This window comes from Streptomyces sp. NPDC048417 (assembly GCF_040651615.1).
Lineage (GTDB): Bacteria > Actinomycetota > Actinomycetes > Streptomycetales > Streptomycetaceae > Streptomyces.
Map to the genome: position 1 here is coordinate 186,822 of NZ_JBEZKI010000005.1, position 23,266 is coordinate 210,087.

Annotated in this window: 22 protein-coding genes, 1 pseudogene and 1 riboswitch; of the genes and pseudogenes, 14 read left to right on the forward strand and 9 right to left on the reverse strand. The window is 71.1% G+C overall.

Annotation, left to right across the window (positions count from 1 at the left end; genetic code table 11):
* Positions 1-26 precede the first annotated feature (26 nt).
* The gene (locus tag AB0D59_RS09955) at positions 27-890 is read right to left on the reverse strand and encodes a DMT family transporter (RefSeq protein ID WP_362563520.1); all 864 of its coding nucleotides are present in this window, start codon (positions 888-890) and stop codon (positions 27-29) included.
* A 318-nt stretch (positions 891-1,208) separates the two neighbouring features.
* A pseudogene (locus AB0D59_RS09960) lies at positions 1,209-2,147 on the reverse strand (hydrolase); the annotation flags it as partial.
* Positions 2,148-2,436: 289 nt separating this feature from the next.
* On the opposite strand from AB0D59_RS09960, the gene AB0D59_RS09965 reads away from it, so the two are divergent.
* From AB0D59_RS09965 to AB0D59_RS09985, 5 genes are all read left to right on the forward strand, one after another.
* Positions 2,437-2,787: a hypothetical protein gene (locus AB0D59_RS09965; protein ID WP_362563012.1), complete on the forward strand. Its 351-nt coding sequence runs from the start codon at positions 2,437-2,439 to the stop codon at positions 2,785-2,787.
* A 7-nt stretch (positions 2,788-2,794) separates the two neighbouring features.
* A complete protein-coding gene (locus tag AB0D59_RS09970) occupies positions 2,795-3,991 on the forward strand; it encodes a glutathionylspermidine synthase family protein (protein WP_362563013.1) in 1,197 nt (398 codons plus the stop codon).
* A 130-nt stretch (positions 3,992-4,121) separates the two neighbouring features.
* A riboswitch (ZMP/ZTP riboswitch) is annotated at positions 4,122-4,211 on the forward strand.
* A gap of 32 nt (positions 4,212-4,243) precedes the next feature.
* A complete protein-coding gene (locus tag AB0D59_RS09975) occupies positions 4,244-5,704 on the forward strand; it encodes a glycine hydroxymethyltransferase (RefSeq protein WP_362563016.1) in 1,461 nt (486 codons plus the stop codon).
* A 142-nt stretch (positions 5,705-5,846) separates the two neighbouring features.
* A complete protein-coding gene (gene trpS / locus AB0D59_RS09980) occupies positions 5,847-6,860 on the forward strand; it encodes a tryptophan--tRNA ligase (RefSeq protein WP_362563018.1) in 1,014 nt (337 codons plus the stop codon).
* Between the two features lie 186 nt (positions 6,861-7,046).
* Positions 7,047-7,625 carry a 2'-5' RNA ligase family protein gene (locus AB0D59_RS09985; protein WP_362563019.1) on the forward strand — a complete coding sequence of 193 codons (579 nt, stop codon included), beginning with the start codon at positions 7,047-7,049 and terminating at the stop codon, positions 7,623-7,625.
* Between the two features lie 95 nt (positions 7,626-7,720).
* Here AB0D59_RS09985 and AB0D59_RS09990 read toward each other — a convergent pair whose 3' ends face one another.
* Together AB0D59_RS09990 and AB0D59_RS09995 are read right to left on the reverse strand one after the other, a co-directional pair.
* A complete protein-coding gene (locus AB0D59_RS09990) occupies positions 7,721-8,476 on the reverse strand; it encodes a decaprenylphospho-beta-D-erythro-pentofuranosid-2-ulose 2-reductase (RefSeq protein ID WP_362563022.1) in 756 nt (251 codons plus the stop codon).
* A gap of 15 nt (positions 8,477-8,491) precedes the next feature.
* The gene (locus AB0D59_RS09995) at positions 8,492-9,892 is read right to left on the reverse strand and encodes an FAD-binding oxidoreductase (RefSeq protein ID WP_362563024.1); all 1,401 of its coding nucleotides are present in this window, start codon (positions 9,890-9,892) and stop codon (positions 8,492-8,494) included.
* Positions 9,893-10,042: 150 nt separating this feature from the next.
* Between AB0D59_RS09995 and AB0D59_RS10000 the strand changes: the two genes are divergently transcribed.
* The 4 genes from AB0D59_RS10000 (at position 10,043) to AB0D59_RS10015 (ending at position 12,964) form a co-directional block, all read left to right on the forward strand.
* Positions 10,043-10,567, forward strand: a complete 525-nt coding sequence (locus AB0D59_RS10000) for a phosphatase PAP2 family protein (protein ID WP_362563027.1) — start codon at positions 10,043-10,045, stop codon at positions 10,565-10,567.
* Positions 10,568-10,677: 110 nt separating this feature from the next.
* The gene (locus AB0D59_RS10005) at positions 10,678-11,616 is read left to right on the forward strand and encodes a decaprenyl-phosphate phosphoribosyltransferase (RefSeq protein WP_362563029.1); all 939 of its coding nucleotides are present in this window, start codon (positions 10,678-10,680) and stop codon (positions 11,614-11,616) included.
* Positions 11,613-12,077 (forward strand): GtrA family protein, encoded by a 465-nt coding sequence (locus tag AB0D59_RS10010; protein ID WP_362563032.1) that lies wholly within the window; start codon positions 11,613-11,615, stop codon positions 12,075-12,077. The genes AB0D59_RS10005 and AB0D59_RS10010 overlap by 4 nt, the downstream gene beginning before the upstream one ends.
* On the forward strand, positions 12,065-12,964 hold the full coding sequence (locus AB0D59_RS10015; protein WP_362563034.1) for a YihY/virulence factor BrkB family protein: 900 nt from the start codon (positions 12,065-12,067) through the stop codon (positions 12,962-12,964). The genes AB0D59_RS10010 and AB0D59_RS10015 overlap by 13 nt, the downstream gene beginning before the upstream one ends.
* On the opposite strand, the gene AB0D59_RS10020 is transcribed toward AB0D59_RS10015, so the two are convergent.
* Positions 12,912-14,192 carry a D-alanyl-D-alanine carboxypeptidase gene (locus AB0D59_RS10020; protein WP_362563035.1) on the reverse strand — a complete coding sequence of 427 codons (1,281 nt, stop codon included), beginning with the start codon at positions 14,190-14,192 and terminating at the stop codon, positions 12,912-12,914. The two genes, AB0D59_RS10015 and AB0D59_RS10020, sit on opposite strands and share 53 nt — an antisense overlap.
* Before the next feature lie 91 nt (positions 14,193-14,283).
* On the opposite strand from AB0D59_RS10020, the gene AB0D59_RS10025 reads away from it, so the two are divergent.
* Positions 14,284-14,523: a hypothetical protein gene (locus tag AB0D59_RS10025; protein WP_360487833.1), complete on the forward strand. Its 240-nt coding sequence runs from the start codon at positions 14,284-14,286 to the stop codon at positions 14,521-14,523.
* 215 nt (positions 14,524-14,738) lie between these two features.
* Positions 14,739-15,077 carry a hypothetical protein gene (locus AB0D59_RS10030; protein WP_362563038.1) on the forward strand — a complete coding sequence of 113 codons (339 nt, stop codon included), beginning with the start codon at positions 14,739-14,741 and terminating at the stop codon, positions 15,075-15,077.
* Positions 15,078-15,178: 101 nt separating this feature from the next.
* On the opposite strand, the gene AB0D59_RS10035 is transcribed toward AB0D59_RS10030, so the two are convergent.
* Positions 15,179-15,451 carry an aldo/keto reductase gene (locus tag AB0D59_RS10035; RefSeq protein WP_362563522.1) on the reverse strand — a complete coding sequence of 91 codons (273 nt, stop codon included), beginning with the start codon at positions 15,449-15,451 and terminating at the stop codon, positions 15,179-15,181.
* Positions 15,452-15,781: 330 nt separating this feature from the next.
* On the opposite strand from AB0D59_RS10035, the gene AB0D59_RS10040 reads away from it, so the two are divergent.
* Positions 15,782-17,338 (forward strand): ABC transporter substrate-binding protein, encoded by a 1,557-nt coding sequence (locus AB0D59_RS10040; protein ID WP_362563040.1) that lies wholly within the window; start codon positions 15,782-15,784, stop codon positions 17,336-17,338.
* A gap of 61 nt (positions 17,339-17,399) precedes the next feature.
* Positions 17,400-17,801 (forward strand): ATP-binding protein, encoded by a 402-nt coding sequence (locus AB0D59_RS10045; RefSeq protein WP_362563041.1) that lies wholly within the window; start codon positions 17,400-17,402, stop codon positions 17,799-17,801.
* A gap of 64 nt (positions 17,802-17,865) precedes the next feature.
* On the opposite strand, the gene AB0D59_RS10050 is transcribed toward AB0D59_RS10045, so the two are convergent.
* Together AB0D59_RS10050 and AB0D59_RS10055 are read right to left on the reverse strand one after the other, a co-directional pair.
* Complete coding sequence (locus AB0D59_RS10050) at positions 17,866-19,302, reverse strand: HAMP domain-containing sensor histidine kinase (protein WP_362563044.1); 1,437 nt, start codon at positions 19,300-19,302, stop codon at positions 17,866-17,868.
* Complete coding sequence (locus tag AB0D59_RS10055; RefSeq protein ID WP_362563046.1) at positions 19,299-19,988, reverse strand: response regulator transcription factor; 690 nt, start codon at positions 19,986-19,988, stop codon at positions 19,299-19,301. Before AB0D59_RS10055 ends, AB0D59_RS10050 begins: the two co-directional genes overlap by 4 nt.
* 175 nt (positions 19,989-20,163) lie before the next feature.
* On the opposite strand from AB0D59_RS10055, the gene AB0D59_RS10060 reads away from it, so the two are divergent.
* A complete protein-coding gene (locus AB0D59_RS10060) occupies positions 20,164-22,572 on the forward strand; it encodes an MMPL family transporter (protein ID WP_362563523.1) in 2,409 nt (802 codons plus the stop codon).
* Here the strand turns inward: AB0D59_RS10060 and AB0D59_RS10065 are convergent.
* Positions 22,565-23,179, reverse strand: a complete 615-nt coding sequence (locus AB0D59_RS10065) for a Uma2 family endonuclease (protein ID WP_362563049.1) — start codon at positions 23,177-23,179, stop codon at positions 22,565-22,567. The genes AB0D59_RS10060 and AB0D59_RS10065 overlap by 8 nt on opposite strands.
* Positions 23,180-23,266 lie beyond the last annotated feature (87 nt).

Here is a 23,266-nt window from a genome sequence, read left to right on the forward strand (position 1 = left end):
GGCCAGGTCCCGCCTGTGGGACGGGATCACGGACGCGCTGGACCGACGGGCTCGGGCGCCCCGTGGCCCGTGTCCTGCGCCCCGGGCGCCTCTCCGAACCGGGCCAGCGCCAGCGCCCCCGCCACGGCCACCGTGAAACCGAGCACCCCGAGCCAGGCGAGCCCCTCCCGGGTCCGGTCCCCGAGCCACACCACGCCGATGGCCGCCGGGCCGATCGTCTCGCCGATCACCATCCCGGCCGTCGTCGTGGTCACCGAGCCGCGCTGGAGCGCCGAGGTCAGCAGCAGGAAGGCGCCACCGCCGCCGACGAGCAGCGCGTAGGTCGCCGGGTTGGTGAGCAGGCCGCCCGGCCACAGGGTGTCGACGAGCCGCACCGACACCTCCACCACCCCGAACCCGAACCCCGCCCCGAGGCCCAGCAGCAGCGCCCGCCAGCGCCCCGACAGCCGCCCGCCGACGAGCCCGAGCAGCAGCACGCCCACCGCGGTCGCGAGCATCGCGTACTTCAGCGCGTCGGACCCGGCCCGGTCGCCCTCAGGACCCGACGCCAGCCCCAGCATCGCGAGCCCCGCGCACACCACCCCCACCGCGCCCCACTCCAGCCCGCTCAGCCGCGCCCGCAGCAGCCGGGCCGCGACCACCGCGGTCACCGCGAGGCTCGACGCCAGCGCCGCGCTCACCGCGTAGATGGGGAGCGACCGCAGCGCCAGGATCTGGAACACGAACCCGAGCCCGTCCAGGCCCAGTCCGACGACGTACCGCCACTGCCGCACGGCCCGCAGCAGCAGCGCGGCCTCCCCGCCCGTGCCGTCACCGGCCGCCCGCGCGGCCATCGCCTGCAGGACGGTCGCCGTACCGAAGCAGATCGCGGCCGCGAGGGCGCACACCATTCCAAAGAGCACAAAGGGACTCTAGGGCCTGTCTGACAACTCCCGTCTGCCTCACGATGCCGTGCACGCTCCCCCACTGCCTTGAGGGCGTGGGAGGTGCCCCCACTCGGCGCACCGGGCGCAGACCCGAGTACGTCCCGTACGAGGGCCTGCGCCCGGGGCGCCGAGAGCACGCACCTGACGCCGCGAGGCCGCCCTCCGGGCGACGACGGGAATCGTCAGACAGGCCCTGGGGGAGGGGAGCGGACGGTGATCGTGGGGACAGTGCGAAGCGGGCCCGGGGCGAACCCAGGACCCGCTCCCTCCCCTTGCGGGTCAGCTGGCGCCGGCGAGCCAGGCGGTGGCGTTGAGGGCGAGGGCGGCGTTGGTGGCGCCGCTGTCGTTCCAGCCGTCGTACAGGGTGTTGCCGGACTGGCCGGTGCCGTCGTCGATCGGGGAGCTGTCGCCCCAGAAGGCGACCCGGCCGCTGCCGAAGGTGCTGGTGGCGAAGAACGCGCCGGTGTTGCCGGAGTAACCGCTGCGGTACACCAGCCCCTTGGCGGCCGCGTTGTCGGACGGCTTGAGGGTCGCCGTGGTCCCGTCGGCGATCAGGCTCTTGGTGACCGTGCCGAAGCCGCCGTGCAGCACCGCGTTGCTGCTGTCGCTGATCGCGGCCGGGTAGCCGGAGCTGATGTCCAGCGAGTCGATCGAGAAGCCGAACGGGTCGGTCGAGTCGACGCTGTTGTTGGTCATCAGGTCGTTGAGGATCTCGACCGCGTCGTAGCCGTCGCTGTTGCGGTCGGCCCCGGTGTGGTCGGAGATCATGAACAGACCCCCGCCGGCCTTCACGAAGTTCATGATCGCCGTCTTCTCGGCGGTGGTGAACTTGGTGTTGGGCTCGGGCAGTACCAGCGCGTCGAACTTCGACAGGTCGGTCGTCGACGAACCCCCGTACGTGAGGGCGCTCGTCGCGGTCTTCAGGCTGTAGTCACCGGTCTTCTGCAGGGCGACGCCCCACGACGACAGTGCGCCGGTCCAGTCCTTGTCGGAGGACGGGGAGGAGTCCTGGGAGAGCGGGTCGGGCTTGCTGGTGGAGATGATCCAGTCCGCGTTGCCGGCCTCCTCGGCGTGGCCGTCGTCGAACAGGACGCGGTAGGCGGTGGCGGCATGGGCGGGGGCGGCCGCGGTGCCGACCTGGAGCGCGGCTCCTGCGGTGAGCAGGCCGAGCACGGTCAGGGCCGTGGTGAGTTTGTGGCGCGAGGCGGCGAAGCCGGGCATCTGTCATTCCTCCGTCGGTGGGGGTGCGAGGGGGATGGCGGTGCGGGTGCTGCGGGGTGGTGTCTTCGCGCGTAGAGTTCGAAGTTGATCGTTCACCTACGAACAGCTGGACGGTACCCGGAGTGCGCGGCGCGGCGGCAGGACCTCCGACGGCTTCACATGATTTTCTTACCTGGACATGACAAGTCGAAGCGGGCTGGATCCGCTCGTCTAAGCTGTCGCCGGACACCCGGCCGACGATCACTCAACCGCCGTCGGCCCACCGCACATCACACGGGGGAACACGAACATGGCTGACACGCGCCGGCAACTCCGCTCGGGCACGGTGATCCTCGGCGGTATGGGCCTCCTGGCCGCCGCCCTCACCGCCTGCTCCTCCGACCCCGACAAGCGCTGCGTCGACCGCAACAGCTACACCGCCGCCAAGGGCTACCAGGTCGTCTCCGACAAGAACTGCACCTCCACCAAGGCCGCCGTCAACGGCGCCTACTACTACGGTGGCAAGAAGAAGAGCGGCTGGGTCAGCGGCGGCTCGTTCAGCAAGCCGGCCAAGGGCTCCGGCGGCTCGTCGAGCGGCGGCCACAGCGTCCACCGCGGCGGCTTCGGCCACGGCAGCGGCCACGGCAGCTCCGGCGGCTGACCGCACGATGCGTCGTCGTACCACGGAACCCCGCCCCGACTGGCAGCGGACCGTCGAGGGGCAGGGCCTGATCTACCCCCTCACCCGCCACCCGGACGGCACCCTGCGCCCGTACTGGGACGAGACCGCCTACTACGTCTTCACCCTCGACGAGGTGGAGGCGCTGGAGGAGGTGGTCGAGGAACTGCACGCGATGTGCCTGGCGGCGGCGGGTCACATCGTTGCGCAGGATCGTTTCGCCGAGCTGGGCATCACCGACCCCCGCATCCGCGCCGCCGTCACCGAGGCCTGGCACCGCCGCGCCGAACTCCCCTCCCTCTACGGCCGCTTCGACCTCCGCTATGACGGCACGGGCCCGGCGAAACTCCTGGAGTACAACGCCGACACCCCCACCTCCCTGGTGGAGGCGGCCTCGGCCCAGTGGTTCTGGATGGAGGACCGCTTTCCGGGCGCCGACCAGTGGAACAGCCTCCACGAACGCCTCGTCGCCGCCTGGCAGCGGCAGGCCCGGCTGCTCCCGCCCGGCATCCCCCTGCACTTCGCGCACTCCTGCGCCGACGAACTCGGCGAGGACCTGATGACGGTCGCCTACCTGAAGGAGACCGCCGAGCAGGCGGGCCTGGACACCGACTGGATCTCCATGGAGGAGATCGGCTGGGACACCCTCTCCGGCCGCTTCGTCGACAACCGACTCCGGTTCATCCGCAGCTGCTTCAAGCTCTACCCGTGGGAATGGCTCACGACCGACGCCTTCGCCGCCCACGTCCTCGACACCCTGGACAACGGCGGCGGCACGGGCACCACGATGTGGATAGAGCCGGCCTGGAAGATGCTGCTGAGCAACAAGGCGCTGCTGGCGATCCTGTGGGAGCTGTATCCGGGGCACCCGAACCTGCTGCCGGCGTACGTGGACGGCCCGCGGGAACTGGCCCGCACGACGGGCTACGTCAGCAAGCCGCTGCTGGGGCGGGAGGGTGCGGGCGTGCTCGTCCACCCGCCGGGCGCGGGGAGCGTCGTACGCGAAGAGCCGTGCTGCTACCAGGAACTGGCCCCGCTGCCCTCGTTCGACGGCAACCATGTGGTGCTCGGCGCATGGGTGGTGGGCGAAGAGGCGGCGGGACTGGGCATCAGGGAGTCGCGGGGCCTGGTGACGGACGACTACGCCCGCTTCCTGCCCCACGTGATCCTGCCCTCCGCCGCCTGACCCGGCCCGGCGGCCCCGGTTCCTGCCGGTGGGGCCCGGCGGCCGTGGCGTCCACCAGTCGGGCAGGCGTGCCGCCCCGCCCGACTGGTGGACGCCATGGCCCTCGGACGAGGCGTGCCCGGTAGTCTGACCAGCGGGCCGTGACTGGCGCGCTGGGATGGGACCGACCATCGGGGAGCGGCCCGTGCCTGATCGAGTGCCGTGCGCCTGGGCCGAACCGTGAACGCCGAACGCCATGTCCGGAGGTCCCGAATGTCCGAGCCCCGTTCCACCGAGCCCCTCTCCACCGAGTCCACCGCGTATCGCGCGGCCCTCGACGTGATCCGCGCGGTCGAGCCGCGCATCGCCGACGCCATCGGCCAGGAGGTCCACGACCAGCGCGAGATGCTCAAGCTGATCGCCTCCGAGAACTACGCCTCGCCGGCCACCCTGCTCGCGATGGGCAACTGGTTCAGCGACAAGTACGCCGAGGGCACCGTCGGCCGCCGCTTCTACGCCGGCTGCCGCAACGTCGACACCGTCGAGGCGCTCGCCGCCGAGCACGCCCGCGAGCTGTTCGGCGCCCGCCACGCCTACGTCCAGCCGCACTCCGGCATCGACGCCAACCTGGTCGCCTTCTGGGCCGTCCTCGCCGACCGCGTCGAGGTCCCCTTCCTCCAGAAGACGGGCGCCCGCCAGGTCAACGACCTCTCCGAGGCCGACTGGGCCGAGCTGCGGCAGGCCTTCGGCAACCAGCGGATGCTCGGCATGTCCCTGGACGCCGGCGGTCACCTCACCCACGGCTTCCGCCCGAACATCTCCGGCAAGATGTTCGACCAGCGCTCCTACGGCACCGACCCGGCCACCGGCCTGATCGACTACGACGCGCTGCGCGCCCAGGCCCTCGACTTCAAGCCGCTGATCCTCGTGGCCGGCTACTCCGCGTACCCCCGTCTGGTGAACTTCCGGATCATGCGGGAGATCGCCGACGAGGTCGGCGCGACCCTGATGGTCGACATGGCGCACTTCGCCGGCCTGGTCGCCGGCAAGGTCCTGACCGGCGACTTCGACCCGGTCCCGCACGCCCAGATCGTCACCACCACCACCCACAAGTCACTGCGCGGGCCGCGCGGCGGCATGGTCCTGTGCGACGACTCGCTGAAGGACCAGGTCGACCGCGGCTGCCCGATGGTCCTCGGCGGCCCGCTCCCGCACGTCATGGCCGCCAAGGCCGTCGCCCTGGCCGAGGCCCGGCAGCCCGCCTTCCAGGACTACGCCCAGCGGATCGTCGACAACGCGCGCGCCCTGGCCGAGGGCCTGACGCGCCGCGGCGCCACCCTCGTCACCGGCGGCACGGACAACCACCTCAACCTGATCGACGTCGAGTCGTCCTACGGCCTCACCGGCCGCCAGGCCGAGTCCGCCCTGCTCGACTCCGGCATCGTCACCAACCGCAACGCGATCCCGGCCGACCCGAACGGCGCCTGGTACACCTCCGGCATCCGCATCGGCACCCCGGCGCTGACCACGCGCGGCCTGGGCACGGCCGAGATGGACGAGGTCGCGGCCCTGATCGACCGCGTGCTGACGGCGACGGAGCCGGGCACGACGAAGTCGGGCGCCCCGAGCAAGGCCTCCCACGTCCTGGACGAGAAGGTGTCGACGGAGATCGCGCAGCGGGCGACGGACCTGGTCGCCGGGTTCCCCCTGTACCCCGAGATCGACCTGGGCTGATCGACGCCCTCAGGGGCAGCGCCCCAGAGGGGCGCGGGGAACTGCGCGACCAGCCGCAACGGCGCCGCAGTTCCCCGCGCACCGGACAACCCCCCCGCCTCGGAGACCAATCCCACCCTCACCCTCTGCGAGAATGGTGAGCATGGCCTCTGATCGACCCCGCGTGCTCTCCGGCATCCAGCCCACCGCCGGCTCGTTCCACCTCGGCAACTACCTCGGCGCCGTCCGCCAGTGGGTGGCCCTCCAGGAGTCCCACGACGCCTTCTACATGGTCGTCGACCTGCACGCGATCACGATCCCGCAGGATCCCGCCGACCTGCGCGCCAACACCCGCCTCGCCGCCGCGCAACTGCTCGCCGCCGGCCTGGACCCGGACCGCTGCACCCTCTTCGTGCAGAGCCATGTCCCGGAGCATGCCCAGCTCGCCTGGATCATGAACTGCCTCACCGGCTTCGGCGAGGCCAGCCGGATGACCCAGTTCAAGGACAAGGCGGCCAAGCAGGGCGCGGACCGCGCCAGCGTCGGCCTGTTCACGTACCCGATCCTCCAGGTCGCCGACATCCTGCTCTACCAGGCCAACGAGGTGCCGGTCGGCGAGGACCAGCGCCAGCACGTCGAGCTCACCCGCGACCTCGCCGAGCGCTTCAACGGCCGCTTCGGCGAGACCTTCACCATCCCCAAGCCGTACATCCTCAAGGAGACGGCGAAGATCTACGACCTCCAGGACCCGTCGATCAAGATGAGCAAGTCGGCGTCCACGCCCAAGGGCCTCATCAACCTCCTCGACGAACCGAAGGCGACGGCGAAGAAGGTCAAGAGCGCGGTCACCGACACGGACACCGTGATCCGCTACGACGCGGTGCTCAAGCCGGGCGTCAGCAACCTCCTCACCATCTACTCCACCCTCACCGGCAAGCCGATCGCCGAGCTGGAGCAGGAGTACGAGGGCAAGATGTACGGCGCGCTCAAGACGGATCTCGCCGACATCATGGTCGACTTCGTGACCCCGTTCCGGGAGCGCACCCAGCAGTACCTGGACGACCCGGAGACGCTCGACTCGGTCCTCGCCAAGGGCGCGGAGAAGGCCCGCGCCGTCGCCGCGGAGACCCTGGCCCAGGCCTACGACAGGGTCGGCTTCCTGCCCGCCAAGCACTGAGCGGAGTGCCGACGGTACCGAGCGAGGCGCCGGGGGCGCTCGGAGCGCTCCGGGGAGCGCACGGGAGCGCTGCACATCACTTCGGCCACGGCTGCCCGGAAGGCGGCCGTGGTCGTACAGTCGATAGCCGGACGGCCGGGTACGAACCCGACACGCGTCCGACCACCACGACCGACAGGAGATGACGTGGGGACCGTAACGATCGGCGTGTCGATCGCGGTCCCGGAGCCTCACGGCAGCCTGCTCCAGGAGCGGCGCGCGGGCTTCGGCGACGCCGCGGCCCACGGCATCCCCACGCACGTCACGCTGCTGCCGCCCACCGAGATCGCCGAGGGCGAGCTGGCCGCCGTTCAGGCCCACCTCGGCGAGATCGCCGCGGTGGGCAGGCCGTTCCCGATGCGGCTGTGCGGCACGGGCACGTTCCGGCCCCTCTCGCCGGTCGTGTACGTCCGGGTGGTCCAGGGGGCGGACGACTGCGCCTGGCTCCAGCAGCGGGTCCGCGCCGCGTCCGGGCCGCTCGAGCGCGAGCTGCAGTTCCCGTACCACCCGCATGTCACCGTCGCGCACGGGATCGACGAGGCGGCGATGGACCGGGCCTTCGCGGAGCTGGCGGAGTACGAGGCCGAGTGGTCCTGCATGGGGTTCGCGCTGTACGAGCAGGGTTCCGACGGTGTGTGGCGGAAGCTGCACGAGTACGTGTTCGGGGGCTCCGTCGTGCCGCCTCAGGTGGGGCATGCGGAGCGCGGGACCATCGCCAGCCGGTAGCTGCGGGCCGGTGGCCGGCCTGTCGCGCCCACGCGGCGGTGCCCGCACATCGACACGGCCCCGCGCCCCTGAAGGGGGCGCTCCCACGGGCGTCGTCAGATCGGTAGCCGTCGGAACACCGACCGCGGTGCGTGCCGCAGCGCCGCCATCACCACCCGCAGCGCCCCCGGTACCCACACCACCTCCGAACGCCGCCGCAGACCCGTCTCGATCGCCGTCGCCACCGCCTCCGGGGTCGTGGCCAGGGGCGCTTCCTCCAGCCCCGCCGTCATCCTCGACCGCACGAACCCCGGCCGTACGACCATCACGTGCACGCCGGTCCCGTGCAGCGCGTCGCCCAGGCCCTGGGCGAACGCGTCCAGGCCCGCCTTGCTGGAGCCGTAGATGAAGTTGGAGCGCCGCGCCCGCTCCCCGGCCACCGACGACAGGACCACCAGGGAGCCGTGACCCTGCGTCTGCAGGGCCCGTGCGCTGACCAGGCCCGCCGAGACGGCGCCCGTGTAGTTGGTCTGCGCCACCCGGACGGCCTTCACCGGCTCCCGCTCGTCGGTCGCCTGGTCGCCCAGGACGCCGAAGGCCAGCAGCACCATGTCGATGTCGCCCTCGGCGAAGACCTTGCCGAGGGCGGTCTCGTGGGACTCGGGGTCGAGCGCGTCGAAGGGGACGGTGCGGACGTCGGCGCCCAGGGCGCGCAGGTGTCCGGCGGCGTGGTCGAGCGCGGGGGAGGGGCGGCCGGCCAGCCAGACCGTGCGGGTACGGCGGGCGATCAGCCGGCGCGCCGTGGCCAGCGCGATCTCGGACGTACCGCCGAGGACGAGCAGGGACTGGGGCATTCCGAAGGCGTCCTTCATGACAGCGATCAGCTCCTAGAGGCCGAGACGGCGGGACAGGTCGGAGACGAACACCCCGCGCGGGTCCAACTCCGCGCGCAGCGCGCGGAAGTCGGCGAGCCGTGGATACATCACGGCGAGCAGGTCGGGGCGCAGCCGGGCGTCCTTGGCGAGGTAGACGCGGCCGCCGGCGCCCGCGACCTCCTCGTCCAGTTCGTCGAGGAACGCGCCGAGGCCGGGCAGGGCGGCCGGGATGTCGAGGGCGAGGGTCCAGCCCGGCACGGGGAAGGAGAGCCAGCCGGGGTCGGCGTCGCCGAAGCGCTTGAGGACGGCCAGGAAGGACGGGCAGCGGCGCTCGGAGACACGGGCCACGATCCGGCGCAGGGCGTCCTCCTGGCCGTATCCGACGACGAACTGGTACTGCACGAAGCCGCCGCGGCCGTAGACGCGGTTCCAGTGCGGGACGCCGTCCAGGGGATGGAAGAACGCGGAGATGCGCTGGAGTTGGCCGGTACGCGCGCGTGGCGCCTTGCGGTACCAGAGTTCGTTGAAGAGGCCGACGGTGGTGCGGCCCAGGAGGCCTTCGGGGACGAACGCGGGGGCGGCCGGAAGCTGACGGGGGCGGAAGGCCAGTGGTGCACGCCCGGCGCGTGTGCCCTCCCCGAGCGCCTCCCGGGGCGCATGGTCGCCGCGTGTGAGCACCGCGCGCCCGGTCGCCGCCCCGCGCGCCAGCAGGTCGATCCAGGCGACCGAGTAGCGGTAGCGGTGGTCCGTGGTGGTCAGGCGGTTCATCAGGTCGTCGAGGTCGGTGGCGCGTTCGGTGTCGACCGTCAGGTACGACGTCTCGACCGGGAGGAGGCGGACGGTCGCCGTGAGGATCACTCCGGTCAGACCCATGCCGCCGGCCGTCGCGTCGAACAGCGGGGTGCCGCGGCTCACCGTGCGGACCTGGCCGTCGGCGGTGAGGAGTTCGAAGGACAGCACGTGACGGGAGAAGGATCCCGAGACATGGTGGTTCTTGCCGTGGATGTCGGCGCCGATCGCGCCGCCCACCGTCACCTGGCGGGTCCCCGGGGTCACCGGGACGAACCAGCCGAGCGGCAGCAGCACCTCCGTCAGGCGGTGCAGGGAGACCCCCGCGTCGCACAGGAGGGTGCCGCCGTCGGCGTCGATGGCATGGATGCGGTCGAGGCCCGTCATGTCGAGCACGGCGCCGCCGGCGTTCTGCGCCGCGTCCCCGTACGCCCGTCCCAGCCCCCGCGCGATACCGCCGCGCGCCCCGCAGTTCCGGATCGCGTTCGCCGCCTCCTGGTACGTCCGGGGACGGATCAGGAGGGCGGCGGTGGGGGCGGTGCGGCCCCAGCCGGTGACGGGGACGGTGGTTCCGGGGGGTGCGGACTCGGCGGGACCTGCGGACCCTCCAGGCTTTCCAGGCATGAGGACGACCGTATCGCTGCCGTATGGGTGTTATGAGTGCTATTGGCGATTGATTACGGAAGATCACCTGACTCCCCGAAACGGGTGATTATCGGAATGTCGCTCAATATGGTCGTAGCTTTGGCGTGGTCAAGGTGAACAGTGAGTCCAATGGACGACATGGACCACCGGATCCTCTCCGCACTGCACGCCTGCGGTGCCGATCCACGCGTCGCGTCGGCCGCGCGCGGTCTCTCCCTCGCCGGTGAGCACGGCGCGCTCTGGCTCGCGGCGGGCCTCGCCGGGGCCGCCGTGGACGGCGCGCGGCGCGACGCCTGGCTGCGCGGCACGGCGCTCGTCGCGGGCGCGCACCTCGGCAGCATCGGCGTCAAACGGCTCGTGCGCCGTGCGCGCCCTGCGCATGTCCGGCCCCGGGTGCGCACCGCGGGCCGGCACTCCTTCCCCAGCTCGCACGCCACCTCCGCGGCGGCCGCCGCCGTCGCCTTCGGGGCGCTCGGCGCGCCCGCCCTCGCGCCCCTGGCGGCCGCCATGTGCCTCTCCCGGCTGGTCGTCGGCGTGCACTACCCGACGGACGTCGCGGCGGGCGCGGCCCTGGGGGCGTTCACGGCGCGCGCCGGGGCGCGATGGATGCGCGGGGGAGTGCCCGGTGCCTCGTACGCGGGGAGGCAAGGGTGACCGAGACCGCGCACGCCGCCACCGGAGCGACCGCCGACGGTGCCGCTGAAACGAATCTGCACGAGCAGCGCGGCCACCCCGCCCGGCCGCAAGACCCAGTGCAAGACCCAGTGCAGGAACCAGCGCACGGACCCGCGAACGGACCGGCACGCGCGCGTGTCACCACCGGCGAACTCCTCAAGGGCCTGCTGAAGACCACCCGTCCCAAGCAGTGGGTCAAGAACACACTCGTCATCGCGGCCCCGGCCGCCGCCGGCCGGCTCTTCTCCGGGCCCGCGCTCCTGACCCTCACCCTCACCTTCGTCCTCTTCACGGCCTGCGCCGCCGCCGTCTACCTGATCAACGACGCCCGGGACGCCGACGCCGACCGCGCCCACCCCACCAAGTGCCGCCGCCCGGTCGCCGCGGGCCGGGTCCCGGTCCCCGTCGCCTACGCGGCAGGAGGCGTCCTGGCCGTCCTGGGACCGCTGCTGGCGGCCTGGCTGACCCCGCCCCTCGTCCCGGCCCTCCTGATCGCCTACCTGGGCATGCAACTGGCGTACTGCGTCGCCCTGAAGCACGTCCTGGTGGTCGACCTCGTCGTCGTCACCACGGGCTTCCTGATGCGGGCGGTGATCGGCGGGGTCGCGCTCGGCATCCCGCTGTCCCGCTGGTTCCTGATCACCACCGGCTTCGGCGCGCTCTTCATGGTGTCGGCCAAGCGCTACTCCGAGGCCGTGCAACTGGCCGGGAAAGCGGGCGCCACGCGCGCGTTGCTCACCGAGTACACCACCGGCTACCTCCGCTTCGTCTGGCAGCTCGCCGCCGGCGTCGCCGTCCTCGCCTACTGCCTGTGGGCCCTGGAGGGCCACCACACCCCCGCGGCGGGCCTGCTGCCGTGGCGTCAGCTGTCCATGGTCGCCTTCATCCTGGCGATCCTGCGCTACGCCGTCTTCGCCGACCGGGGCACCGCCGGCGAGCCCGAGGACGTCGTCCTGCGCGACCGCGCCCTCGCCCTCATCGGCCTGGCCTGGCTCGCCATGTACGGGCTCGCGGTGGCCCACTGGTGACCGCGGAGCCGGGCCGCCCGCACCCCGTCCGCGCGAGTCCCCCGCCCCCGCGCGAGCTGATCGGCTTCGCGACCGTCGGCCTGCTCGCCTACGCCGCCGACCTCACCCTCTTCAGCCTGCTGCGCGGGCCGGCCGCCCTCGACCCGCTCACCGCCAAGTCCCTGTCGTTCCTCGCGGGCTGCACGGTCGCCTACCTCGGCAACGCGCGCGGCACCTACCGCCAGGCACGCCTGTCCGGGATGCGCCCCTACGCCGTCTTCGTCGCCGTGAACCTCGCCGGCGCTCTGGTCCAGCTGCTCTGCCTCGCCGTCAGCCACTACGGTCTGGGGCTCACCTCACAGCGCGCCGACACCGTCTCCGGCGCGGTCGTCGGGATGGCGCTCGCCACAGTTCTGCGCTTCTGGGGTACCCGTACATTGGTCTTCCGCGCGGAGGGCAGAGTCGGATCATGGAGTGGCTGAGAAAACTTCCCGTCGTCGGCCCGCTCGTGGGCTGGCTGATGCACACGCACGCGTGGCGGTCGTACGAGCGGCTCGACCGGGTGAAGTGGACCCGGCTGGCCGCCGCCATGACCTTCATCAGCTTCATCGCGCTCTTCCCGCTGCTGACGGTGGGCGCCGCGATCGCCGCCGCCACCCTGAGCGATTCACGGCAGCACAGCATGGAGGGCAAGATCGCCGACCAGTTCCCGGGGATCTCCGACCAGCTGGACATCAACTCCCTGGTGCAGAACGCCGGCACCGTCGGTCTCATCGCCGGTGCCGTCCTGCTGTTCACCGGCATCGGCTGGGTCGGCCAGATGCGGGACTGTCTGCGCACGGTGTGGGAACTGCCGGACAAGGACAAGAACCCGATCGTCGCCAAGGCCAAGGACGCCGGCATCCTGATCGGCCTCGGCGGCGCGCTGCTGGTCACCCTCGCCGTCTCCGCGATCGCCACGGCCGCGATCGGCTGGACGGCGGGACAGCTCGGAATCGACAGGCACAGCTGGGGCAGCCTGCTGCTGCGCGTCATCGCGTTCGTCGTCGCGGTGGTCGCCGACTTCCTGGTGCTGCTCTACGCCCTCACCCTGCTGCCCGGTGTCGAACCGCCGCGCCGCCGCCTGCTGGTCGCGGCACTGATCGGCGCGGTCGGCTTCGAACTCCTCAAGCTGCTGCTCAGCGGCTATATCCAGGGCGTCGCCACGAAGAGCATGTACGGCGCGTTCGGCGTGCCGGTCGCCCTGCTGCTGTGGATCAACTTCACCTCGAAACTCGTCCTGTTCTGCGCCGCCTGGACGGCGACCGAGAGCGAGATCACGGACGAGTCCGCCGACGTACCAGATCCGGCAGCGGCCAACGGCGGTTGACCAGGAACGCCGCGCCCAGGAGCAGCACCAGCGCCCCGCCCGCGATCCCCAGCGCGACCCCGACCCCGCTGGAGCCGTCGGCGGAGGCGGCGGCCACCGGCGTCGACCCGGCGCCCTTCCCGGAATCGGCACCGGACGCGGAGGCCGAGGCGGACGCCCCCGGCTGGGCACCGGAGTCCACCGCTCCCTTCGGCGGGACCAGCTCGCCCACCGGAGCCACCTTTCCGGCCGCCTGGAAACCCCAGTCGAACAGCTTGGCGGTCTCCTTGTAGACCTTGTTGTGCTCCTTCTTCTCCGGGTTCATCACGGTGACCAGCAGCACCTTGCCGCCCCGCTCCGCGACCCCGGTGAAGGTGGCGCCCGCGTTGGTGGTGTTGCCGTTCTTCACACCCGCGATGCCCTGGTAGACCGGCACGTCGGTGTCGCCGCTGAGCAGCCGGTTGGTGTTCTGGATCTCGAAGGACTCACGGACCGACTTGCCCTTGGCGTTCTTCGTCGTCTCGCCCGGGAACGCGGCCCGCACGGTCGAGCAGTACTCCCGGAAGTCCTTCTTCTGCAGCCCGGAACGGGCGAACAGCGACAGGTCGTACGCCGACGACACCTGCCCGGCCGCGTCGTAACCGTCCGGGCTCACCACGTGCGTGTCCAGCGCCTGGAGGTCGTCGGCGTGGGACTGCATGTCCTTGACGGTCTGCTCGACACCGCCGTTCATCGCGGACAGCACATGCACGGCGTCGTTGCCGGAGCGAAGGAAGACACCGAGCCAGAGGTCGTGGACCGTGTAGGTCTGGCCCTCCTTTATCCCCACCAGGCTGGAACCGGCGCCCATGCCCGCGAGGTCGGTCGGCACCACCCGGTGCGGGGTCGACTTCGGGAACCGCGGCAGCACGGTGTCCGCGAACAGCATCTTCAGGGTGCTCGCCGGGGGCAGCCGCCAGTGCGCGTTGTGCGCGGCGAGCACCTCGCCCGACTCGGCATCGGAGACGATCCAGGAACGCGCCGTGATGTCCTTCGGCAGCACCGGCACCCCGGCGGCCAGATCGACCTGGGTACCGGGCTGCCCCAGCCGGGCGCCGCCGACCGACGACATGCTCGCCGGGGGAGTGGCCGACGGACCGGTCGAGGGCGTGGGCGCGGCGAGCGCGGCCGGCGCGGTGAGCGACAGGGACAGCAGGGCGGCGGAGGCGACCAGCAGAGATCGGCCGGCCGAGGGCTTCGGTGCGGACACGGACGAGAACGTACCCGGCACGGAGGGCGAAGTCCCGCCACCGACCCCACCCCGGACACGGAACCGGACAGCCGACGGCGATACTGAACCCATGAAGCTCAGCCGCCCGGTGTCCTGGTTCCTGCTCGCGTTCGGGGTGTGGTCTTGGTTCATCTGGATCACTTTCATCAAGAACCTGGTCAAGGACGGCAGCGGGCTCGCTTTCGACGACGGCCATCCCACGGCGTACTTCTGGGTCCACCTGACGCTGGCCGTCGTTTCCTTCGTATTGGGGACGGTCATCGGGGGCATCGGGTTGCGCGGGGTACGCGCACTGCGCCGAACGTCATAGAAAGACCCCGCCGTTCCCCCGGGCAGCGCACAGAGACTGCGCCACGTTGCGCCGTTGATCCGCTGGGTGGTGCACCCTGTCGAGCGGTCGGCGGAGTCCTGGTGGGAGGCGTCACGCGCCTGCGGGGAACGTCACAGCGCTGAGGTCGGGGGCCTTCAGCGCGGTCGGCATTGCTCCCTCAACCGCACCAGACGCCAGATGGAGACACCGGCACAATGACGAGCACCGAGCCCGTGGGACTGCTGCACGTGTTGATCGTCTACGAGCGTCCTTCGGCGCACCGGGTGGTCTGCCACGCCCGCAGCGTCAGTCTGGAGCGGGGGGTCTTCCTCGGCGATTCGGTGCTGCCGGTGGACAGCCCGCCGGGAGCCGTGATTCCCCCGGCCCGGGTGGTCCGTATGCACCGGGAGCCGTTCTATGAGTTCACCGAGTTGTGCGCCGCCTGGAGTGCTGTCGTCGAGCTGGAGGGCCCGGACCTGTCCTGGGTGCAGCTTGAGGCGAAGCTCCGGTCGGTCCCGCCGGCAACCGGCACAGAGCAGGGACAGGTGGGCTGAGTACCGCCTTCGGCGGCCCGGTGTTCCTCGTCGTGAGGGGTCCCGGCGCACCCGGGCCGGGACCCCTCCGAGAACGGGCGTGGACTACCGGTTGATGCGGCTCATGTGGACTGCCGGTTGATGCGGCTCATGTCGGCGTACCGGTCACCGACCGGCGCCGCCACCTCGGACAGCTGCTCCAGCTGCTCGGCCGAGAGCACCAGCTCGTCCGCCACCACGTTCTGCTCCAGGTTGGCGATCCGGCGCGTACCGGGAATGGGCGCGATGCCGTCGCCCTGCGCGAGCAGCCACGCGAGCGCAACCTGAGCAGGCGTCGCGCCGAGCTGCTTGGCGACGTCGTCCACCTGCTCCACGATCCGGATGTTCGCCTCCAGGTTGTCCCCCTCGACCGCTACGGCGACACCCGGCTGTACGTCTCCCGGGGCCGGCGCCTGAGGCCCGCCCACGCGCGTCCGGGCACCCTCCGGCGTCACGGTCGTCGAACTGGCGTCGAAACAGGCCTGAACGCCGGGTGCCTGTGGAGGAGCTGTGAAATCCGGGGGAAACAAGCGTTCGGTAAGTTCTTCCTCATCTAGTCGGATCACTCTTCCCCCATACGAAACACCTGTGGTTAGGTGAGCCGCGTCACTTAGGGGAGTGGCACTTGGGGAGGGCCTGGGTAGGGCCTGGAACGGGCCCGTGGGGTCCTGGGGAGGGCACCAACCATGCGATCTGTTCGCATGCGGATTCTCGTGACGCTTCTCGTACTGGCGATCGTGGGGATCGGCGGCTGGCAGCTGCTGCCGTCGCAGGAGAACAAGAACAAGACGATCACCGTCGGTACGACCGACGCCGTCACCTCGCTCGACCCGGCAGGCGCCTACGACGCCGGTTCCTGGGCGTTGTTCAACAACATCTTCCAGTCGCTGCTCACCTTCGAGCCCGGCGGCGTCCAGCCGGTCCCGGACGCGGCCCAGAGCTGTGACTTTACGGACTCCGGTCTGCGGACGTACCGGTGTGTGATCCGCGACGGGATCACCTTCCCGAGCGGCCGGACGATGACCGCCGAGGACGTGAAGTTCTCCTTCGACCGGGTCAAGAAGATCAACTCCGACGTCGGACCGGCTTCCCTGTTCTCGACGCTCTCGTCGGTCACCGCCTCCGGCAAGACGGTGACCTTCCATCTGTCGTCCCCGGACGCGACGTTCCCGTACAAGGTGGCCACGGGAGCCGGTTCGATCGTCGACAAGGACAAGTACCCGGCGAACGGCCTGCGCACCGACAACTCGGTGGACGGCACCGGCCCGTACCGCCTGACGTCGTACGCGAAGGGCAAGCAGGCGTCCCTGCAGCCCAACGCCGACTACAAGGGCGACATCAGCGACTCCGGCCGCCCCGTCAAGCTGGACTACTACACCGACTCGGCCAAGCTCAGCAGTGCGTACAAGGCGAAGCAGATCGACGTCGCCACCCGCACGCTGCCGCCGGCCATGGTGTCCAAGCTCTCGCCGAGCGACCCCGACCAGCGGGTCACGGAGTCCGACAGCGCGGAGACCCGCAACCTGTACTTCGACACCCGTAAGAACTCCGCCCTGCGTGACGTCCTCGTCCGCCGTGCGCTGGCCTGGCTGATCGATCGCGAGAAGCTGGCCGCCACCGTGTACGACGGGACGGTGGAGCCGCTGTACTCGCTGATCCCGACCGGCCTCACCGGCCACACCACGTCCTTCTTCGACCAGTACCCGACGCAGAACGTCGACAAGGCGAAGGCGCTGCTGCAGCAGGCCGGCGTCAGCACCCCGGTCGAGTTCACCTTCGGCTACGGCATCGGCCACGGCGCGGGAGCCGAGGAGGCCGCCGCGCTGAAGAAGCAGCTGGAGGCGGGCGGCCTGTTCAAGGTCGACGTCAAGGGATACGAGTGGACCGACTTCCAGAAGTCGTGGGCCACGGGCAAGATGGACGCCTGGGCGGTCGGCTGGGTCGCCGACTACCCCGACCCGGACACCTTCGGCGCCTCCCTGGTCGGCAGCGACTCCGTGATGAGCACCGGCTACAGCAACAAGGCCGTCGACGGCCTCATCCAGGACAGCCAGAAGTACGCCGACCGTGCCCGCGTCGACGCGGACTTCCGCACCATCCAGACGGACGTGGCCAACGACGTGCCGCTGATCCCGCTCTGGCAGCGCACGGACTATGTCGTCAGCAGCGAGGACGTGGGCGGCACCCAGTACCTCACGGACAGCACAGGCCTGTTCCGCCTGTGGAGTCTGGACTGGATCTGACGGGGGCGGACACCCGACGCACCACCATGTGACGGAGGTGTGCGTGGGGTGAGGAGCAGACGTGCTGAGACGCAACTCCTTCCGGCTGCCCCGGCATCCGGCCTCCGTGGGCCTGGCCCGGCACCGGGTCCGGGACCATCTGGCCGACTGGGGGCACGGCCCGGGTGACCCGGCGGTCGGCGACGCCGTGCTTCTGGTGTCCGAGCTGGCCACCAACGTCGTACGCCACGGCCCGCTGCGCGAGCGGGAGTTCGAGGTGGCGGTGACTGCGCTGGCGGACGGCTCGTGCCTGATCGAGGTCTCCGACGAGGGCCGGGTGGAGCCCCGGCTCCGGATCGTCCGGGACGACGACGAGAGGGGCCGGGGCCTGCACCTGGTGGAGACGATCGCGGCGGCGTGGGGGGTCTGGAGCAGGGGCGCGCACGGGAAGACGGTGTGGGCCCTGGTTCTGACCGAATCCTAGAAGCGTCCCCGGCTGAGGCGTCCCCGGGTGAGGCGTCCCCGGCCGAGGCGTCCTCGGCCCCCACTCACCCGCACCTCAACGTCACCGTCACGGCCAGCCCTTCTCCGGGCGCGGTGCTCACCGCCACCTCCCCACCATGCGCGTCCACCACCCCCTGCACGATCGCCATCCCCAGCCCGCTTCCCTCCGCACTCCCCACCCGGAAGAACCGGTCGAAGATCCGCGCGGCGTCCTCTTCCACCAGCCCCGGCCCCTCGTCGGCCACACACACCCGCACCACCCCGTCCGACCGCTCCACCCCCAGCCGTACCGCCGCTGCGACCGGCGTATGGGTACGGACGTTGGACACCAGGTTCCCCAGCACCTGCCGCAGCCCCGACTCGTCGGCCCGCACCAGCACCGCCCCTTCGGCGCTCACTGCCACCCGCCGCCCCGGCTGCTGGGCACGCAGGTCCTCCGCCGCGTCCCGCACCAGCCGGCTCACGTCGACGTTCCGGAACCGGATCTCGGGCCGCTGGTCGAGCCGCGCCAGCAGCAGCAGTTCGTCGACGAGCCGGCCCATCCGGTCCACCTCGCCGTGCATCCGGTCCCAGGCCCGCCGCCGCTCCCCGGGCTCGCTCAGCATTCCCTTGTCGTACAGCTGGAGATAGCCGCGGATGGCGGCGAGCGGTGTCCGCAGCTCGTGCGAGGCGTCGGCGACGAACCGGCGCAGCTGGGCCGCGCTGCGCTCGCGCGTCCGGTACGCCGTCTCCACCTGGTGCAGCATGGAGTTGAGGGCCAGCCGCAGTTGCTCGACCTCCTCCGTCGGATGCTGGCTCGACGGCACCCGCCGGGTCAGATCGCCCTCGGCGATCGCCGACGACGTCTCCACCATGTCCTCCAGCGGCAGCATCCGGCGGCGCACGCTGAACATGGTCAGACAGGCCAGCAGCGCCAGCAGCAGCGCGCCGACGGCGAAGTCGAGCCGGAGCGCCTTGGCTATGCCCGCGTGCAGCAGCTCGGTCGAGGTGGCCAGCAGGAGGTAGGGACCGTCGGCGAGCCGGGTCGCCGTCACCCGGTACATCGCGCCGTGCACGGTGACGTCGCCCGGGTCGGGGGCGGCGGCGAGGGCGCGCGGGTCGTGCACGGCGGCCGCCAGTCCGCGCTGGGCCTCGGTCGGCGCCATGTCGAAGACCTCGACGGCGTCGCCCTTGGCGTCGACCACGGCGAAGATCGAGCCCGGTGCCGGGTCGGACTCCGCCGGCACCATCCGGTCGCGGATGACGCCGAGCGTGCCCAGCGAGTCGACCTGCCGCAAGGTGAGCCCCGAACTGCCCAGCGAGGTACGCATCTTCAGCAGCGAGGAGTCCACCTGGTCGAGGAGGTACAGCCGCATGCCCATGATGCTGACGGCGGTCGCCGCCACGATGCCGACCGCGAGGAGGCCGACGTTGGCCAGGGTCAGCTTGCCGCGCAGCGAGTGCATGCCGTGCCGGTGCCGGCGTCGCTTCCCGACGTTCATGCCAGGCCGTATCCGACGCCCCGCCGGGTGGTGATCACCGGCGCGCCCAGGGCGTCCAGCTTGCGCCGCAGATAGCTGATGTAGGTCTCCACGACGGTCGACTCGGACGGCGCGTGCTCGTACTGCCAGACGTGCCTGAGCAGTTGCTCCTTGGAGACGATCCGGCCGCCGTTGCGCACCAGGAAGCGCAGCAGCGCGTACTCGGTCGGGGTCAGCTCGACCGTGCGGCCGGCCCGGTGCACCGAGTACGTCGTCTCGTCCAGTTCCAGGTCGCCGTAGCGCAGCGGCGGGCGCTGCTGGATGACGTCGGCCGGGCGGGTGCGGCGCAGCACCGCGCCGATGCGGGCGACGACCTCGTCGATGTTGAACGGCTTGGTGATGTAGTCGTCGCCGTAGCCGAGCGCGCCGACTATCTCCGCCGGCGCGTCCCGGGCGGTCAGGAAGACCAGGGCCAGGTCCGGCTGCCGGGCGCGCAGTTCGCGGGCCAGGGCCCGGCCGTCGCCGTCCGGCAGCATCACGTCCAGCAGGGCGGCGTCGGGACGGGTGCGCTCGGCCAGCGTGAGGGCGTCCCGGACCGTACCGGCCGTCATCACCTCGAACCGGTGGTAGCGCAGGGCGATGGCGAGGACGTCCGCGATGCTCGGCTCGTCCTCCACGATCAGCACGGTGCTGCCTGGAGCCGTCATGCCCCCAGTATCGGCGCGAGCACCGACAGCCGGGGGCTCCCAGCTTTGGAGTTCCTTGAGAGTCATGCGCGCCGCGTGTCCCGGCGCCCGTCCCACCGCCAATCCTGTTGCCCAGGACCTGGGGGACCGACCGACCGAACCTACTTGATTCAAGGAGCTGTTGAGCGTGACGGCATTGGCACGGTGGTGCTATCGGCACCGGCTGGTGGTCCTGTTGCTGTGGGTGGGGGCGCTGTTCGGCGTGGGCTTCTCGGCCTCGACGGCGGGCACGGACTACGCGAACGTCTTCTCCCTCCCCGACACGGACTCCAAGAGCGCGTACGACCTGATGCAGAAGGCCTTCCCGAACACCTCGGGCGACACGGACACCGTGGTCTGGAAGGTCACCGACGGCTCGGTCAAGGACCCGGCGGTCCAGAGCCGTATCCAGCCGGCCCTGGACACGATCGCGAAGCTGACCGGCGTCGGCGCGGTCACCAGCCCCTACGACGGTGCCCGGGGTGCAGCGCAGATCAGCCAGGACGGCAAGATCGCCTACGCCCAGCTGACCTTCGTCCAGCGGGCGAACGAGATCCCCAAGGACGTCGTCCAGAAGGTCGTCGACACCGCTCAGGGCGCCGAACGCGGCGGTCTCCAGGTCGAGTTGGGCGGCCAGGCCATCCAGCGCGTCCAGGAGCCCCCGCAGGGCCTCTCCGAGATGGTCGGCATCGTCGCGGCGGCGGCCGTCCTCTTCCTGGCCTTCGGCTCCTTCTTCGCCATGACCCTTCCCATCGCGATCGCGGTCTTCGGCGTCGGCATGGGCCTGTTCTCCACCCAGCTCCTCAGCCACACCACGAACATCCCCGACATCGCCCCGCTGCTCGCCTCCCTGATCGGCCTCGGGGTCGGCATCGACTACGCCCTGTTCATCGTCACCCGGCACCGCCGGGGCATCCTGCGCGGTATGGACCCGGAGGAGTCGGCGGTCACCGCGCTCAACACCTCGGGCCGGGCGGTGCTGTTCGCGGGCGGCACGGTCTGCATCGCGCTGGCCGGCATGCTGGTCACCCGGCTCCGCTTCCTGGACGGCGTGGTCATCGGCACCTCCCTGACGGTGGTGCTCAGCGTGCTGGCCGCCACGACCCTCCTCCCGGCCCTGCTCGGCTTCCTCGGCCCGCGCGTGCTCAGCCGCCGCCAGCGCCGCCGGCTGGCCGCCGAGGGCCCCGAACCGGAGAAGGCGAGCGGTCTGGCGGCCCGCTGGTCGGTGAACGTCGAGAAGCGCCCGAGGCGGATCGCCGCACTCGCCGTGGTCGTCATGGCGGTCCTCGCCATCCCCGTCCTCTCCCTGCGCCTGGGCGCCACCGACCAGGGCAACGACGACGCGTCGACGACCACCAGGAAGGCCTACGACCTGCTCGCCGAGGGCTTCGGCCCCGGCTTCAACGGCCCGCTCCAGGTGGTCAGCGCGGGCGGTGACACGGCGAAGCTGGTCCAGGGCATCGAGACGACCCCCGGAGTCGCCCGGGCCGCCGCGCTGCCGCCCGCGCAGGGCGTCACCGTCATCCAGGTGATCCCGACCACCTCACCCCAGTCCAAGGAGACCGACGACCTGATCGACACGCTCCGGGACCAGGTGATCCCGAAGGCGGGCGCGGAGGCGCACGTGGGCGGGGTGACGGCGGTCTCCAAGGACTTCGCCTCCGTCACCGGCGACCGGCTGCCGCTCTTCATCGCCACGATCATCGGCCTGGGCTTCCTGCTCCTCCTGGTCGCCTTCCGCTCGCTGGTGGTCCCGCTGACGGCGGCGGTGATGAACCTGATCGCGGCGGCCGCCTCCTTCGGTGTCCTGGTCGCGGTCTTCCAGTGGGGCTGGGGCCTGGACCTGCTGGGCCTCGGCAAGGAGGGCCCGATCAACGCGTTCCTCCCCGTCATCATGCTGTCCCTCCTCTTCGGCCTCTCGATGGACTACCAGGTGTTCCTGGTGAGCCGGATGCACGAGGAGTGGGTGCACACGAGGGACAACGCGCGGGCGGTCCGGGTCGGCCTCGCGGAGACCAGCCGCGTCATCAATTCAGCGGCCCTGATCATGGTCTGTGTCTTCCTGGCCTTCGTCCTGAGCGGCGACTCGGGGGCGGCGATGGCGGGCGTGGGCCTGGCGGCGGCGGTGGCGCTCGACGCGTTCATTCTCCGTACCGCGCTGGTCCCGGCGGCGATGCACCTGCTGGGCAACTCCAACTGGTGGCTGCCGGCCTGGCTGGACAAGCGGCTGCCGCACCTGGCGGTGGAGCCGTCGGAGGAGGCCGCCCCGGAGCCCGCCGAGCCGACCGGCCCGGCCACGGCGATCCACGGCTTCGTCCGTACGGCGGACGGCGACCCGGTGGAGGACGCGTCGGTGACGTTGATGTCCAAGGGCGGGCGCCAGCTGGACCGCGTGACGTCCCTGGCGGACGGCTCCTACATCGTGTCGGTACCGGCGCCGGGTGCGTATCTGCTGGCGGTGACGTCTTCGTCGTACGGCTCGAAGGCCCGGCATGTGACGGTGGCGGAGGGACCGGTGGTCTACGACGTGGAGCTGACCGGGGACGAGGTGGACGCGGTCAACTGACCTTCGGCTGCCCGGCCTTGAGGATCTCGTCGACGTCGAGGCTGACCTTGGCGCCGATGGAGTCGGGCAGGGTGACGATCTCGCCGGGGGAGTACGGGCGGTGGTACTCGTACTCGTCCCCGGCCGGATCGGCGAGGACGTGCAGACGCTGGTGCTTGCGGTCGACGACGACATAGACCGGGACCTTTGCGCTGGCGTACGCCTTGACCTTGGTCTTCAGATCGTCCTTCCAGTTGCTGGACGTGACCTCCAGGACGAGGCGGAAGCAGACCGGTTCGTACGCGTTGTTCTCGACATAGTGATCGTCGATGTCGGCGTCCACCACCACGAGGTCGGGGATGGCGTAGTCCTCGGCACCAGTGGGCAGCCAGAGGCCGACGTTCTGGAGGACCTCGGTTTCCCCGCCGTGCAGGCCGGCGGCAATGAAAGGGATCATGAGGCCGGTCAGGGTACGGGCGTGAGGGGCATCCGGTGATGGGGTCACGAGGAGGTGGCCTCCGATGATCTCGACTCGGTAGCCCTGATGGCGCTCCATGATCTCGTCGGCGATGGCCGTGAGTGAGAACGGCTCGTCGTCGAAGGGGTGCTCGATGGCTGCGGCGGACATCGCGTGCCTCCCAGGGGCTGGTGTCGAGGTCATCATCGTAGGCAGCCGCGCCCCTCACTGTCCCCTTCGAACCGCTTCACCCGAAAG